Consider the following 16,423-nt stretch of genomic DNA (forward strand, 5'->3'; position numbering starts at 1 on the left):
CGCCTGCGCATTTCGACCTAGTTTACCTGCCGAGCCGGGTCTCGTCATGCACCTGCGCGCGCCCGGCGCGCGACATGCTCAGCCCGTCGACATGTCGAGCAGCCATTTCCGTTTTCGATGCGTCGTTAGAGAGAGGAATGGATCATGAGCCACGATGTGTCCCGAGACAACGAGCTAAGCGAGGATCGATCGGCAGCAGGCTTGAGCCGCCGCAATATCCTGCTTGCCGGCACTGCCATGGCGGCTGCAACCGTCACTGGGGCACCGGCAGCTGCGCAGACGCAACTCGCGCGTCCGACGCCAGCGAGCCCGCCCGGACAGAAGCCGAACATCCTGGTCATTTGGGGTGATGACATCGGCATCGCAAACATCAGCGCATATTCCAACGGCCTCATGGGTTACGAGACCCCGAACATCGATCGCATTGCCCGCGAAGGCATCCGGTTCCAACACTATTACGGCGAGCAATCCTGCACCGCCGGGCGGGCCGCCTTCCTCACCGGCCAGCACGGCATTCGCACCGGGTTGACCAAGGTCGGCTTTCCCGGCGCGCCGATGGGCATGAGCCAGCTGGATCCGTCGATTGGAGGATTGCTCAAGAATCTCGGATACGCCACCGGCCAGTTCGGGAAGAACCACGTTGGTGATCGGAATGAGTCGCTGCCCACCGTGAACGGCTTCGACGAGTTCTTCGGCAATCTTTACCATCTCAATGCCGAAGAAGAGCCGGAACTTCCCGATTATCCAAAAGACCCCTCCTACAAAGCTAAGTTCGGGCCGCGCGGTGTCCTCAGGTGTAAGGCGAGCGACATCGACGATCCCACGATCGATCCACGCTTCGGAAAGATCGGCAAGCAAACGATCGAAGACACGGGTGCGCTCACCAAAAAGCGCATGGAAACGATCGACGATGAAACGTCGGAAGCCGCTATCGCCTATATGAAGCGGCAGCAATCGTCCGGAAAACCGTTCTTCGTCTGGTTCAACAGCACGCGGATGCACCTACGCACGCATGTTCGACCGGAGCGCCGCGGGCGCTATACTCATGGCGACAGCGAATATATCGACGGCATGATGGAGCACGACGATATCGTCGGAAACCTACTGAAATCTCTCGACGACATGGGCATCGCCGAGAACACAATCGTCGTCTACTCGACCGACAACGGGCCTCACATGAACACGTGGCCCGACGGAGCCATGACATGGTTTCGCAGCGAGAAGAACACCAATTGGGAAGGTGCCTTCCGTGTGCCCTGCTTGGTACGATGGCCGGGCGCGATCCAGCCTGGCACGGTGACCAATGAACTCATGAGCCACAATGATTGGATCCCCACGTTCTGTGCGATCGCGGGCGAGCCGGACATCGTGAACAAGCTCAAGGGGGGCTATACGGCGAACGGAATCAACTACAAGGTTCACTTGGATGGCTACGATCAATCCGCTTTCCTGCGCAATGTAAGCGGCAGCGCAGCGAACAATAACGGTGCCAAAACCGCGCGTAACAAATTTTTCTATTCCGACGATGACGGCCTGCTGGTCGGGATGCGTCAGGGCGACTACAAATACGTCTTCTCGGAGCAGCGGAAAGAGGGGACGATGGCCGTGTGGGCCGAACCCTTCACGACGCTCCGTCTGCAGAAGATTTTCAACCTGATGCAAGATCCGTTCGAACGCGCCGACATCACATCCAACACCTTCTGGGATTGGCAACTCAATCACGTCGGAAGCGCCTACGGGATGATGGACGAGGTGTTCCAGTTCGTGGCGACGTTCAAGGAGTTTCCCCCGCGCTCGTTCCCACCGAGCTTCAATCCGGCAAACATCCTCGAAAGCATGATGGACGAAATCAAGACTAAAAAATCACTGAGCGAAGGGTTGGACCTCGAGCGCATTCGCGGCGGTTTGAACCGCATGATCCAGGAACAACTCCAGGCTCCGCGATAATCGACAACTGGTTTTACCAAGCTGTCTTGAAGTGGTCCGCCTGCCGATCGGTGGCAGGCGGGCACTTCGTAAGCAAGTCGCGCGAGGTCCGAACGCCCATCGCGCCACGTAGTCGGGAAAGATGCCCGGCAGCGGCGGGAGGTTGCCGGTCAGATCGCGCCCCGACTCGAAACAGATTGCGTTCAACACGAGGGCACATCTTGAGCGACTCCTCCGTTGCTCCAGTGGCTATAATAGGCATATGATCCCGCGGACGGACTGCGCGATCGGCATTCTACCATGCGCAACTGCGATGAGGTGGTCCGTCATCAGAAGGAATCATCGAAGCAGGTTTTTGCATTCGACCAGGAATCTGGAACTTGCGCGCAAAATTGCTGGCGTCGGTAAAAACCGATCTCCGCTCCGATTCGTCGGAGCCCCCGCTGACGATGCATCTCATAGTGACAGAGGAACTCGATTATGAATCTCAATTATCTGGTCCATGCGGCATTTCTGCTGACAGGGATCGCGGTGGCGTCTGGCCAAGCCGTGGCACAAGACGCGGCCAAGAAGACTCACGTCCCTCTTCAGAAAACCATAGGGGTGGCCACCGCGACCGCGCCGGAGCCGTCGCTTGCTGTCATCAATTCGGCGGGGGCTCGCCTCGAAGGCGATAAACTCATCCTGACCGGCGTCTCGGCAAACTCGATTGTGTTTGCCGACCGCCCGGTCCGCGCCGCCGGACACGTGACGACAGAACAGTTCATCATGCAATGGGATCAAGGCAAGGACAGTTTCGCCATCGATCCACCGAATGCCACCATATCGGTGCTGGGTGGGAATGGATCGGATGTGGCCGACGCAGTCGTGACCCTGAAATCCGCCAAGCTGGAAGGCACCACGCTCACCTTCGATGTCGCCATCCTCGAAGGAAAGCTCAACGGCGCGACCGGACCCGCCGCCTTGTTCATTGACTTCTTTGCGGCTCGGTGGGGCGGCGCTGGCGGTTTCCACGGTGTCGCCGCTGGCGGAGGATATCGCGGAGGCGCCTACTGGCATGCTCCCGTTTATCGCGGCGCCTGGTACGGTGCGGGCGCTGGGGCTGCTGTAGGAGCGGCTGTCGCGGGCGCGGCGGTCGGAGCTGCGGTCGCAGCACCGTATTATAACCCCTACGCTCCCCCGCCGCCTCCGCCGTGCGGCTATTATCCTTATCCCCGTTGCTATTGAACGCTTCGAACGAACCGACGCACAACCGAGCAAATGAGTGCAGAGTCGCGAAACCATCGCGACTCTGACGTTCTGGCCGCACTCCGTTGCCTTGCCGCCGCGCCGACCTTTTTTTCGCTCCCCAGCGGAGTGTTGCATGGCGCGCGACTGAGCACGGCAGCTCCCCTTCAGCGAAGCGACTTCGGAATACGGCCTGCGAGGCGTTCAACATCGCCCGTTACAATGTTGAAGGCCCCAGCCGCGAAGTCGTTCTGGATGCTCACTCAACTGTTGACGACATTCTCAGGCAATTCGGCTTTAGCCATGCCTGCCCGCAACGCATCAGCCGGAACCGCAACAAAGCCGAGCGGCTTGCCTGTGCTGAGGCGGCGCACGCGTCCTCGATGAATTAGGGAGGACACAACGATGCGGATTCTCTGAATTGACGCAAAGAGTCTGATTGCAACAAGCTTGGCTGTCGTAAATGATGCGATAGGAGGGCCAAGCATGTCGATCATCGAACCTACCACTGAGCAACTCGACAATCTCGTTGCTCCTTATCTTGCGCAACAGTCCCAGGGACTCGGGTTCGCAATCGGATATGTCGGGCCTGACTTCCAGAACATTTACCTTGCGGGGAATCTCCTCAACCAGAACGGCTTCGCGCTGCCTTTCACCAGCGACACCCCGTTCGAGATTGCATCCGTCTCAAAGACATTCACCGCAACGCTCTATGCCCTTCTCATCCAGCAGGTCACGGATCCCTCCCCAGTCGTTGGTGACTTTGGCCTCGATATCGCGCAGCAATTCAACGCGATCCCGCTTGTGTCGTTGATCAACTACACATCGGGCCTGCCGACGGATAACGCGAACGCCCGGGACTATCTCCCATACCTGGCACAGCCGTATTCAACGCAAGGCATGCTCGGATATCTCAGCATGAATGCCCTTCATCCCCAAGTGCCGGATGCGACTTATCGTTATTCAAACTTGGCATTTGGCATCATGGGAGCCGTTCTTCCCACGATCGCAGGTGAGGGCAGTACGTTCGAGAATCTGGCCGCAACCTACATCTTCGATCGGCTCTCGATGTCGTCGAAATTCTTCGATGAGGTAAGAATCAATCATCTGCCGCGAGGCTTCGATTACTCTCAGAATGTGGCCTCACCTGTTCAACCGGGGTGGCCATTCTTCCCGGCCTATAACGGCGCCGGCGGTATCGTTGCCTCGCCAAACGACATGATGACATGGCTCCGGTTTAACATGGGACTTCAAACGGATCCGATCCTGTCCCCGCTGCTCCCGGCACTTCAGTCGCCCTCAACGACGGTAACGACCCCGTGGAAGGATAGTCTCGGTCTCGGGTGGTTCCTGACACCAGAGACAACCGACACCTTCGCGTGCGTCTGGAAGGACGGCGACTTGGCGGGATATTCGAGTTTCATGGCATTCCTGCCTAGCTCCGATCCCGGCACAGATGCATCACAGGCTGGAGTATTCTTCCTGTCGAATGCCGGCGGTTTGTTCAACGGGGATGCGGAGATCAGCGCCTACATATCTTACAACGTGCTGAGAATCATGCAGGGCCTCGAGCAGACAGAAAACTCGCGGAGCTTTCCGCGGTCCAGCATCTCTCGTCATGTGGGCGCGACTTCTTGAGGGAACTACCCCTATCAGTTCATGCGAGCCGCACGACGCTTCTCAAGCGCGTTCAATACTGCGCATGGCGAGCCGTCACGGCTTGGCCTGCACCCGAGACAATAAGCCTGCCTCTGAAAGAGGGAGCTGCCGCGCGAACCAAGATGGACGATGCCTCTGACGTCAAGTCGTTGAGATCATGAAGATAATAATCAACACGCTCCGATGGACCAGAAATCGCGTGGCTGCGTATGGATCACTTGGATTTGGCCAGGTATAGCGTCTGGCCAAGAAAGGCGTGAGATGATTTTTTTGTTGCGGGTTGCGTAACAATATATCTCACAAGACGAAGTGCACGGGGCTAGTCAATTTTACTGGACCACTTGGCGTACATTGAGATTCAAAGCATTTTTCGCGCGGATTGGACGGCTCTCTATTCATTGTGGACTTGCGCATTTGTGCCGCGCTTGTAGGTTGGTGCCAACGACCTGACGGCTAATTCTAGTGGCGTGCATTTGGTGCCGGTGAAGACGTGCGCAGTGAAGGTGATGCGATGAGCCAAACAGCCGTTGAACCGAAGACTGTGATGCAGAAGTTTCTCGACGTCGTCGAGAGGGTCGGGAATATGGTCCCGCACCCAGTCGTGATCTTCCTGATCCTCATCGCCATCGTCATCGTCCTGTCGCACCTTCTGAGCCTGATGGGTACGGCGGTGACGCTTGAGAGAATCAACGCCGAAACCCACGAGATCGAACAAGTCACGACCGAGCTGCGAAGTTTGCTCAACGTCGATGGCATCCGCTTCATGTACAGTTCGCTAATTCCGAACTTCATGAATTTCACCGCCGTCGGTCTGATGATCGGGGCCATGATCGGCGCGGGCGTCGCCGAGGAATCGGGGCTCGTCAACGCGCTGATCCGCAAGTTGGTCATGGTGTCGCCAGCCTGGGCATTGACCTATATCCTGTCGTTCGTCGGCATCCTCTCGAGCATTGCGGCCGACGCGGGATATCTCGTTTTGATTCCGCTGGCCGGCATTGCGTATATCAGCGTGGGACGTCATCCCCTTGCAGGATTGGCACTCGGTTTTGCCGCCGTCGCCGGCGCCTTCACGGTCAACATGCTGATCAAGCCGCTTGATGCCGTCCTTGTCGAGTTCACCAACGACGCGATCCATCTGGTGGATCCGAACAAGTCGATCGGTCTGGCTTCCAACATCTGGTTCTCCATCGCGTCGGTCCTGTTCCTGACGGTGGTCATCGCCTTCATCACGGATCGCATCATCTCGCCGCGCTTGGGGACTTACGAGCCGGACCAGCATGCCGGTCTCGCCAAACCAGCTGAAAGCGGAGAACTCTCGGCCGCGGAAAGCCGCGGTTTGAGATTTGCCCTCATGGGACTGATCGGTCTTGTGATCGTCTTTGGCTTCTTGACGGTGCCGGCCGGGGCGCCTCTTCGGAACCCGGACACCGGTGAGCTCATCGGCAACTCGCCCTTCATGAATGGCCTCATCGCGCTCATCATGCTGACGTTCCTTGTCACCGGATGGATGTACGGGATCGGCGCCAACACAGTCAGGACGCTCACCGACGTCATCAAGGCGATCGAGAAAGCCATCACCGGTCTCGGCGGCACGATTTTCCTGTTCTTCGTGCTGAGTCAGTTCGTTTCCTATTTCACCTACACGAACATGGGAACGGTCATGGCGTTGAAACTGGCGGAGGTCTTGCAATCGGCGAATATCGGAGCCCTGCCGTTGCTGATCGGCTTCATCGTCGTCGTCGCGATCATCGATCTGCTGCTCACCGGCGCCATCGCCAAATGGGCCATCTTCGCGCCGATCTTCGTGCCGCTCCTGATCAAGCTGGGCGTGGAGCCCGAAGCGGTTCTCGCGGCCTATCGCGTTGGCGACTCGCCGATGAATGCGGTCACGCCGCTGAACGCCTATTTCGCGCTCGTTGTCGGATTTGCGCAGAAATACGACAAGAATGCCGGCGTCGGCACCATCGTGTCGCTCATGCTGCCATATGTCATGTGGATGTTCGTCCTTTGGACGGTTCTCTTCGCCATCTGGCAGTGGCTCGGATTGCCGTGGGGACTCTGAGTGCGCGTTGGCGGTCGACGTGGCGGCGCGCCGACTTTCGTGACGTGAAGCCTAAGGGATGAGATCATGAGCGAAACCAATATCCCTCTCGATGCGAAAGCGGCCGAGGATCGGCTGATGCGGTATCTCGCGATCGAGGGCGTTACGGGTCATGAGGCGAATATTGCTGCTGCGGTTTCGGCGGACCTGCAGGCGCTCGGAGTGCCGGCATCGGCGATCCGCTTCGACGATGCCAACACGCGCATCCCGGTGCCGACGGAAACGGGAAACCTGATTGTCGATCTGCCCGGGACCCGACCAGGACCGCGGCTTCTATTCGCGACGCACCTCGATACGGTTCCGTTATGCGCCGGAGCAAAGCCAAAACGCGAGGGTGACCGCATCGTCTCCGATGGATCAACCGCTCTTGGCGGGGACAACCGAACTGGCTGCGCTGTTCTTGTCACGCTCGTGGAGACGCTTCTGAAGCAGAAGCTGCTACATCCGCCGATCACGCTGCTGTTCACGGTGCGTGAGGAGAGCGGTCTACACGGCGCCCGCGAACTCAAGCCTGCGGACCTCGGCGGGGCTACGATGTGCTTCAACGTGGACGGCAAATTGCCCTCCGAGTTGCTCATCGGGGCCGTGGGCCAGGAGAATTGGGAAGTCGAAATCAAAGGCAAGGCGGCGCATGCCGGAGTCGCCCCCGAAAAGGGCATCTCCGCAACCTTGGTGGCAGCGGTCGCCATCACCGATGCACACCGCGCGGGCTGGTTCGGCAAGGTCGTCAAGCCGGATGGCAACGGTACCAGCAATGTCGGCATCTTCGGCGGCAGGGATGGCCAGCCTGCCGGCGATGCGACGAATGTCGTCACCGACTACGTCTACGTCAAAGGCGAGGCTCGCAGTCCGGAAGCGGCCTTTGCTGCCAAAATTGCGGATGGCTACAAAGACGCGTTTGCCAAGGCGCAGGGCGAAATAAAGGACGCTGGCGGAGTGACCGCGGAGGTCAGGTTCGAACACTCCGCCGCCTACCCGCCCTTCAAGCTCGACGAGACCAGCCCGGCGGCCGCGCGTGCAGCCGAGGCGGTCAAGCGGCTTGGGCTGCAGCCGACTTTTCTATTCTCGAATGGTGGATTGGACGCCAACTGGCTCGACAAGCACGGCGTCCCGACGGTGACGATCGGTGCCGGACAGCATGAAATTCATACTGTGAATGAATATGTCGAACTGTCGGAATTTCGGCAGGGTTGCATGCTCGCAATCACCTTGGCCACGCTGGACAATTGACGTACGCGACGCATCCGATCCCTCGTATGCCGAGGATCCTGTAGCGGTGTCGCCGCCTCTGCACTGGAGGAGCGATGGCGCTGACGTGGCACGAAGAACAGCAGATTGAACGGGTTGTGAGCGGTCCACCAGGATGCGACGAGCCCAAGGCGGTGACCCTGCATGAACCGTAAGCCGCTCGGCCATCGGGCGCTAAACTGTTTTTATTTCCAGTTCATTGTCGGGTGGGCTTTGAGCCTCCCGGCTGTCGCGTGCTTGTCCGGTCTCGTTAAGTTGAGATGAAGCATCGCGGCGGCTCGAATTCTTACCGGCCTCGTTCACTTTCACCGCATCAGAGCGTTCTTAGCCCTGACCGCCTGCACCCCATTAAAAGCGCCAGATCAAAGGAACATAAAACGTCGCGATGACAAAGAACCAGAGCAAAAGCGGGAGCCCAAGCTTCCAATAATCTCCGAACTTGTAGCCTCCAGGCGCCATCACCATCAGGTTCGTGGGGGTGGCAATCGGCGTCAGAAAAGCGGCTGCCGCAGCCACGGCGACGCTCATGAGAACCGGTCTCGGAGAAACGCCGATGCTGTTGGCTGCAGCGACGGCGATCGGGATCACGATCAGTGCAGTCGCCGTGTTGCTGATCAACTGCCCGAGAATGGCGGTCAAGAGGAACAAGCCGGCCAACAGGGCATATGGACCCGCATCCCCCACCAACGCGACCAGCGTTTCGGCCATCACGCCGGCCGCGCCGGTCTGATCCATCGCTGTCGAGAGCGGCATCATCGCACCTACCAGTATGACCGTCGTCCAGTGGATGGCGCGAAACGACTGATCGACGGTCAACACACCCGCCAATATCATGGCGCCGGCCGCCAGAATTCCCACGATAGCCGGCGGCACCAGGCCCGTGGCCAGCAGGATGACCATGATGACCAGAATCGCGATCGCCTGCTTTGCACCCGCGCCCAGGGGGATAGCTTGCCGACGCACGAGATCAGGCGAGTTGACGACGAGGACGTCAGGATCGTTCAGGTGCAAGTCGAGTGCCTTCCACGTCCCCTGCAGCAGCAACGTATCGCCCGCCTGCAGCATGACCCTGTCCGGACCAATGTCCGCGCCCTGGCGCTGCACCGCCATGATGATCAGATCACCACTCTCCGTAATCATGCCGGGAAATACGGACGCGCCGATCATGCCGGAGCGCGGCGGTATGATGACTTCGGCAAGGCCGGATTCCCGGTTGAAAAGCGTTTCCTGGAGATCTGCGGTGATGCTCTCCTGCCGGAACGCCAAGTGCTTCCCCGCCGCGAACGCTGCGGCCGAATCTGCATCGCCGCGCAGGATGATGTAATCGCCCTCGGCGATGGCGGGCCGGCGGAGCGGGCCTCCTTCATCGCCCGCTTGAATGCTCACGAACTGAAGGTTGGCGAACTCGCTGAGGTCGAGCGACGCGGGCGAGTTGCCGATTAGGGATGAGCTGCCGCGCACCCGCATCTGGAACATTCCACTGCTGAGGCCATACTGCTCGACGAGCGTTTGTGCATGCTTGCTGAAGTCGGAGGGGATCGTAGGGCCGCCGCGATGCGGCAGAAGGCGCTCTCCAAAAACGATGATGATCACCATGGTGCCGATCAGCAGAGGGACGCCAACGAGGGTGAACTCGAAGAACCCGAACCGGCCCAAACCGGCTTCGAGTGCCGCATTGGAGACGAGCACATTGACGGGTGTGCCCGTCAAGGCAAGCATCGACCCTGCATGAGCCGAGAAGACGAGAGGCATCAGGAGTTGGGACGGCGCACGCTTCAGGCGAACCGCCATCACAACGACCACCGGCAGCAAAGCCGCCACGGCACCGTTCACGCTGATGAGGGCCGTCAGGAAGGAGACCAGCAGCATCGTCAGGACGAGCAGCCGGGTGCGGCTGTCCATCCCCGCCTTGGCGATGAGAAGTTGCCCGGCCCAGGTCGTGACACCCGTGGCTTCAAGGCCCGCGCTGACGACGAACAGGGTGGCGATGAAAATAACGGCCGGATCGCCGAGGCCGCTCAGAGCGTCATCAAGCGATAGAACGTCGGTGGCGTAGAGAGCAAGGGCCGTCGCCATCGCCACGACAACGACGGGAAGGCGGTTCCAGACAAAAAGAACGACCGCGCCAATGATGATGATTGCCGTGATTGTAATGTCGCTCAAGGCGATATCTCCTCGGCGTGAAACGGGCCAACAACTGGCATGCCTCGAAACAGTTGCCCATCGTCGTCGAACCAAGGGTCATGAAGCGTCGTGCCTTGGCCAGCCGGCAGTATCGGGCCAGACCCAAGGTCGCCGCTGCAAGGCTCAAGGTCAAGCTGTTCCGCGCGTCGCGAGACATCCGCCTGCCAACGCTCCGCCGCGGTCAAGTCGCGATCAAGCCCGGTTTCCGCCGCGTACTTGGCCGCCTCCGCTGTGCGACGGCTTCGCAGACCTCGCAATCAATCAACGGCTGCTCACGGCCGAGGCGGCTTTTGGATTGAGCAAAGGCATTGGAAGCCTCGCGGCCCGTGACGATTCACGCGTTGCAATTCAACGATATGACATCTGCGATTGCCAAATCCGGCGTAATTGGCTATGTGTTCGTCGGATTTCATTCGAACGAGGGAGGATTGCATGGCATTTGAACGCTTGCTGACCGCGCCTCCCTGCATGTCCAGACGTTAGGTCGGGCAGCCGCGGGGCCCGCCGGGCTCTCCGCTTTCTCAATTCCCTTTTATCACAATCAGACATTTGAGCGCTGCCTTCGGCTTGATTTCACGTCGCCGAACGCTGCGCCTCTGTTCGGGAGAGGCTGCCGCGGGCGGCCTATTCATACGATGGTCCGCAAGTCCAAAAACGGGGATACGACCCGTGAAACGTTAGCGTTCGTCTTTCAGCACTGGCGCGGACACCCCCGCTATGTCGCGCTCATCGTCGCCACGATCATGATCTCGACCCTCGCCGACGTCTTCATGCCGCTCTTCGCCGGCCGGCTCGTCGACGCGATCGCGGCCGCCACCGGGGACCGCGACGCGGCTTTAGATGCCGCATTGATCGCTTTCGCGGGCATGACAGGGCTCGGTCTCGCGATGGTTGTCTTCCGGCATATTGCCTTTGTGGGCATTGTGGAACTGTCGCTACGGGTGATGTCGGAGGTGGCGCGCAATGCGTTCGCGCGAGTCCAGCGGTTTTCTGCGGATTGGCACGCCAACAGCTTCGCGGGTTCCACCGTGCGGAAGATCACGCGTGGCATGTGGGCGCTCGATTTGCTCCACGACACGATCCTGCTCGCGCTTTTGCCGTCATTGATCGTGCTCGGCGGCTCGATGGTGCTGCTCGGCATGCATTGGCCGGTCATGGGCACCGTGGTTGCAATCGGCAGCGCGGCTTACATCCTCATGACGGTGCTCTTATCGACGCTCTATGTCGCGCCGGCAGCCCGACTTGCCAACACCTGGGACACGAAAGTCGGCGGCACACTAGCCGACGCCCTGAGCTGCAACGCCGTGGTGAAAGCCTTTGGCGCGGAGGAGCGAGAGGATCTGCGTCTGTCCTACGTATTGGGCAAATGGCAGAGCCGTACCGCAAGGATCTGGCAACGGGCCACCAACAGCGGCACGCTGCAGCTGATCGCCCTTGTCCTCATCCGCGCCTCGATCATCGGCACGGCGTTGTGGCTGTGGTGGAACGACCGCGCGACGCCGGGGGACCTCACCTATGTGTTGACGACCTATTTCGTGATCCACGGTTATCTGCGGGACGTCGGAATGCACGTCAACAATCTGCGCCGCTCCGTCAACGACATGGAGGAATTGATCGCGATTCATCGTGAGGCATCCACCGTCGAAGATCGCATCGGCGCTTCGCCCATGATCATTCAGGCGGGAATGATCGTCTTCGACCGTGTGACGTTTCACTATTCCGGCCACGCGACGGCGCTTTATCGGGATTTGTCGTTGACGATCCGTGCAGGCGAGCGCGTGGGATTGGTCGGACCGTCCGGCTCGGGTAAAACCACGCTCGTCAAACTGATTCAGCGCCTGCACGACGTGACGAGCGGGCGCATTCTCATCGACGGGAGAAATATAGCCGACGCCCGGCAATCATCGTTGCGCGCACAGATTGCGATCGTGCAGCAGGAACCTATCCTGTTTCATCGCACCCTCGCGGAAAACATCGCCTATGCGCGTCCTGGTGCGTCAACCGCGGATATCGAACGCGCAGCCAAGCTCGCCCACGCGCACGAATTCATTACACGTCTCCCGAAAGGCTATGCGACTCTTGTCGGCGAGCGCGGGGTGAAACTCTCAGGGGGCGAACGTCAACGCGTTGCCATTGCCCGCGCCTTTCTGGCCGATGCACCGATCCTCATTCTCGACGAGGCGACCGCCGCGCTCGATTCGGAATCGGAAACACTGATTCAAGAGGCGATGGAACGCCTGATGAATGGGCGCACGTCGATTGTAATCGCGCACCGCTTGTCCACGGTGCGCGCCCTCGACCGTATTCTGGTGTTCGATGCGGGTCGGATCGTGGAACAGGGCAATCATGCAAGCCTTTATCGGCTCGACGGCTTGTACCGACGTTTGTGCGACCATCAAGGACTGGAATTCAAGCGGCAGCCGAATGCCAGATCAAAGCTCAGTAAAGCGTGACCGACCGCTCGTCACGAACACGATCCGCCGCCGGGATTATTGATCTGGCGCGTCTGTCACCAGTCTCGATGGAGAACAAAATGACGCAAAATATGTATGACAAGCCGGAGTTCTTTGCCGGGTACAGTCAGCTGGGCCGCTCTGTGCACGGGCTCGACGGCGCTGCTGAATGGCCTGCCATCCGTGCCCTCATTCCGGATCTCGCAGACCTGAGGATTGTGGATCTCGGATGTGGCTTCGGCTGGTTCTGCAGGTGGGCGCGAGAGAACAGTGCTGCGCACGTTCTCGGACTGGACGTATCCGAGAACATGATCGCTCGAGCCAAGGCAGATACCACGGATCCTGCCATAGACTATGCGATCGCCGACTTGGAACACTTTGAGTTGCCGGAGGCGTCGCTCGATTTCGTCTATAGTTCTCTTGCAATTCACTACATCGAAAATCTCGATAGGCTCGTGAAGACGGTGTACCGGGCCCTTATTCCTGGCTCGCGTTTCATTTTCACCATCGAGCATCCGATTTACATGGCTCCGATGAACCCCGGTTGGTCGATCGACAACGAAGGCTGCAAGACGTGGCCAGTCAACCGCTATTCCGTAGAGGGTCCGCGCACGACGGATTGGCTGGCCAAAGGGGTGATCAAGCAGCATCGAACCATGGGCACGACGTTGAACACCCTGATCGAGACAGGTTTCACGATCCGCCACGTTCAGGAATGGAAACCAACTTCTGAGCAAATTGCCGCAAACCTGGATCTGGCCGAGGAGTTGGAAAGGCCGATGATCCTATTGATCGCTGCCCAGCGGTAGTCCGGTTCGTTATCGAGAAATCACACGACCTCACGCTTCGCGAGTCCGGACCGATCCGGGCCTGGCAGCCTGAAGACCACACCAGAGTCCCGCGATAGTGATTGCGGCGAAGAGCCAGGCCGTTCCGAGAGTGCTCGCTCCAACATCTCGCAAGAGAGAAACCGCAAGCGGCCCTAGCGCCGCGCCAAGGTAGCCGATGCTTTGGGCCATGCCAGACAGCATGGCGGCCGCCTCCGAGGTGGGCGAGCGGAGTGAGATGAACAGGAGCGCGAGGCCGAACATCCCGCCCTGTCCGAGGCCAAGCACAAGACCCCAGAATGGCGTCGTCGCAACGGGTCCGTAAAGCAGGCCCATGAAGCCGGCAAGGGCAGCAGCGAGGACCGCCAGCACAAGCTTTCCGGCAGAAAGGCGCCTCGTTGCGAGAACGGGCGTCAACAGCGCCGTGACAGTCTGCGCCACGATGGACAACGACGTAATCATTCCCGCATTGATCACATCAATACCGCGATCTCGCAGCAATGTCGGCAGCCAACCGAGGACGATAAATGCGAGTGCGGCCTGCAGGCCCATGAATCCGGTAACGTACCAGGCGGTCTTGTCGCCGAACAGCATCGAGAAGCGGGGCAGGCGACCAGCCTTGTGCGCGGTGTCGCCTCGGGCGGCGAACATGCCCCAAAGGATCGCCGCCGCCACCGCCGGCAGGCACCACGCCGCAAGGGCAACGTTCCACGAGCCGACAGAGCGTTCAAGAATTGGCGTAAAGCCGGCAGCGACGGCGCCGCCCACGCTCAACACCATGGTATAGAGGCCCGTCATCAAGCCTAGTCGATGGGAGAAGTCGCGCCGGATGATGACTGGCAGCAGCACGCCGACCACCCCGATCGCCGCGCCTCCCGCAAGCGTACTGACAAGGAGCGCAAGCCGGGAATCGATGATGCGCAGACCCAACGCCGCAGTCAGGAGCACGAACATGGCGAAGATCGCCTTCTCGATCCCGAACCGCGCCGACAACAGCGGCGCGAGCGGGCCGAACACGCCGAAACACAGGACCGGAATCGTGGTGAGAATGCCCGCCCAGAAGCTGTTGATCCGAAGGGTGCCCTGAATCTCAGACAACACCGTCGCGAGGCTCGTCAGAGCTGGTCGCAGATTGAACGCTGCGACCAGCAGGCATAGCCCGACAAATCCTGCAAGCTGCAGAATCGGCGATGCGGTTGATCTCGGAACAGGTCGTTCCTGCTGCATGTCGAATACTCGACCGGCCATGAGCCGGCTCTCCCGGACAGTGAGCCCGAGATGGGATCGGGGAAGGGAACTGACGGGCGCGTGCCGCGGCCCGCCGGATCGTCGAACTAGTGCTCGATTTGATCCGTCGCCCGTGTGTGCTTCCAGAACATTTTCGGCGTATCGAGCATGTGTCGGAAGCCTGTGCGATCGAGCATGGCCTCGGTCTCGCGCTGCGCATCGTCAAGGACCTCGTCCTCGTCGACGAACAGAGCCTCACGGTTTTGCAGCGCGATGCGGCCATCGACGATGACCGTGTGGACGTCGTTGCCGTTGGCGAAATAGATCAGCCGCGAGACCGGCATGTTGAGCGGATAAAGGTGCGGGCGGCGCATGTCCACCAGAACGACGTCGGCCTTCTTGCCGACTTCGAGCGAGCCGATGTCCTCTTGCATTCCAAGTGCCTTGGCGGCGTCGATGGTGCACATCTCCAAGACACGGCCCGGTGGCAACCAGGTCGGATCCTTAAAGAACGTGCGATGGTAATGCATGCATTGCTGCATGTGGCGGAACATGTCGCCCGATCGATCCGGCGCGGTGGCGTCAGAGCCGATGCAGACATTCGCCCCAGCATCGAGAAGCTCCGGCACCGGGCAGCGGCCGAGGATGGACGCGATCGCGCTCGGATTATGCGCGATGCTGGTTCCGGTATCGGCGACGATACGGATCTCCTCCGCCGTCAGATCGGTCGAATGGGAGAGCAGCGCGTTCGGGCCGAGAATTCCGAGCTCCTGCGCGTAGGCGACGCTGCCTTTGTTGTGACCGTCCTGCGTGAAGACGAGGCCGCGTTCGCGGGCAAGCCCCGCAACCTTTACCGCCTGATCCCGTGCCTTCGCGAGATTGTCGGCGCCGAGGGTGTCGATATGCTCCGGGCGTAACGTCGGGGTGATCAGCGCGATGTTGAGGCGTCCGCCGTGGCTGCCGTGCCAAGTGTCGATCAGCTTCACGCATGTGTCGTATTGACGGTCGAAATCGACCGGGTATTCGGTGGCCTTGCCGTTCTCGATCCGCGCATAGGTGCGCGGGTGGGGCGGACGGGTCGGCCCGATGGCGACAACTGAGCGGGTGCCGACTTCGCGAACGCCTTCGCAATGGGCATCGCCGTAGATCGGATCGTCTGTGCGCAGGATGGTGTCGCCGCCACCAAGCAGCGACACACCGGTAGTGACGCCGAAGCGCAGGCGCTCGAGCGCCGCAAGGCGGGCTTCCGCGCGCCAGAAGTCCGGCGTCGACGCAACCGTGTAGGCGGCGTGACAGGCGTCGTACCACTGATCGCTGTCGCCGCCGCCCATGGTCTTGATCAGGCCATGGCCCGCATGGGCGTGACCATCGATCAGGCCCGGCATGACGATCTTGTTCCTGGCGTCGATCACAGTCACGGCCTGGTGGGCAGCCGTGACTTCGGCTGTGGTGCCGACGGCGACGATTCGGTCGTTCGTGATAGCGACAGCGCCGTTTTCGATGACCCGGCGGTCTTCATCCATCGTGACGACGATGCCGTTGGTGATGATGATGTCGGCCATTCAGGATTC

Annotated in this window: 11 protein-coding genes; 7 read left to right on the top strand and 4 right to left on the bottom strand. The window is 60.0% G+C overall.

All coding sequences use genetic code 11. The annotated features are described in order from the left end of the window. The first annotated feature begins 144 nt into the window (after window positions 1-144). Together FEZ63_RS10350 and FEZ63_RS10355 are read left to right on the top strand one after the other, a co-directional pair. On the top strand, window positions 145-1,947 hold the full coding sequence (locus FEZ63_RS10350; protein ID WP_150943961.1) for an arylsulfatase: 1,803 nt from the start codon (window positions 145-147) through the stop codon (window positions 1,945-1,947). Between the two features lie 459 nt (window positions 1,948-2,406). Then, a complete protein-coding gene (locus tag FEZ63_RS10355; RefSeq protein WP_201274129.1) occupies window positions 2,407-3,153 on the top strand; it encodes a hypothetical protein in 747 nt (248 codons plus the stop codon). A 263-nt stretch (window positions 3,154-3,416) separates the two neighbouring features. Here FEZ63_RS10355 and FEZ63_RS10365 read toward each other — a convergent pair whose 3' ends face one another. Next, window positions 3,417-3,650 (bottom strand): hypothetical protein, encoded by a 234-nt coding sequence (locus FEZ63_RS10365; protein WP_150943963.1) that lies wholly within the window; start codon window positions 3,648-3,650, stop codon window positions 3,417-3,419. Between FEZ63_RS10365 and FEZ63_RS10370 the strand changes: the two genes are divergently transcribed. The 3 genes from FEZ63_RS10370 to FEZ63_RS10380 all read left to right on the top strand — a co-directional run bounded on the left by FEZ63_RS10370 (window position 3,640) and on the right by FEZ63_RS10380 (window position 8,143). Next, complete coding sequence (locus FEZ63_RS10370) at window positions 3,640-4,791, top strand: serine hydrolase domain-containing protein (RefSeq protein WP_150943965.1); 1,152 nt, start codon at window positions 3,640-3,642, stop codon at window positions 4,789-4,791. The genes FEZ63_RS10365 and FEZ63_RS10370 overlap by 11 nt on opposite strands. Before the next feature lie 532 nt (window positions 4,792-5,323). After that, entirely contained in the window at window positions 5,324-6,874 is a 1,551-nt protein-coding gene (locus tag FEZ63_RS10375) for an AbgT family transporter (protein WP_150943967.1), read from the top strand. Between the two features lie 66 nt (window positions 6,875-6,940). Further along, window positions 6,941-8,143, top strand: coding sequence for a M20/M25/M40 family metallo-hydrolase (locus tag FEZ63_RS10380; RefSeq protein ID WP_150943968.1), 1,203 nt, complete (start codon window positions 6,941-6,943; stop codon window positions 8,141-8,143). A gap of 366 nt (window positions 8,144-8,509) precedes the next feature. Here FEZ63_RS10380 and FEZ63_RS10385 read toward each other — a convergent pair whose 3' ends face one another. Then, on the bottom strand, window positions 8,510-10,324 hold the full coding sequence (locus FEZ63_RS10385) for an SLC13 family permease (RefSeq protein ID WP_150943969.1): 1,815 nt from the start codon (window positions 10,322-10,324) through the stop codon (window positions 8,510-8,512). Between the two features lie 656 nt (window positions 10,325-10,980). On the opposite strand from FEZ63_RS10385, the gene FEZ63_RS10390 reads away from it, so the two are divergent. Both FEZ63_RS10390 and FEZ63_RS10395 read left to right on the top strand, forming a co-directional pair. Next, the gene (locus tag FEZ63_RS10390) at window positions 10,981-12,798 is read left to right on the top strand and encodes an ABC transporter ATP-binding protein (protein ID WP_150943971.1); all 1,818 of its coding nucleotides are present in this window, start codon (window positions 10,981-10,983) and stop codon (window positions 12,796-12,798) included. Window positions 12,799-12,878: 80 nt separating this feature from the next. Next, window positions 12,879-13,607: a class I SAM-dependent methyltransferase gene (locus FEZ63_RS10395; protein WP_150943973.1), complete on the top strand. Its 729-nt coding sequence runs from the start codon at window positions 12,879-12,881 to the stop codon at window positions 13,605-13,607. Window positions 13,608-13,637: 30 nt separating this feature from the next. Here FEZ63_RS10395 and FEZ63_RS10400 read toward each other — a convergent pair whose 3' ends face one another. Then, window positions 13,638-14,873: an MFS transporter gene (locus tag FEZ63_RS10400; protein WP_150943975.1), complete on the bottom strand. Its 1,236-nt coding sequence runs from the start codon at window positions 14,871-14,873 to the stop codon at window positions 13,638-13,640. An 86-nt stretch (window positions 14,874-14,959) separates the two neighbouring features. Continuing rightward, on the bottom strand, window positions 14,960-16,414 hold the full coding sequence (locus FEZ63_RS10405; protein WP_150943977.1) for an amidohydrolase family protein: 1,455 nt from the start codon (window positions 16,412-16,414) through the stop codon (window positions 14,960-14,962). Window positions 16,415-16,423 lie beyond the last annotated feature (9 nt).

Origin of the sequence: Microvirga brassicacearum, from assembly GCF_008757455.1 — a bacterium.
Lineage (GTDB): Bacteria > Pseudomonadota > Alphaproteobacteria > Rhizobiales > Beijerinckiaceae > Microvirga > Microvirga brassicacearum.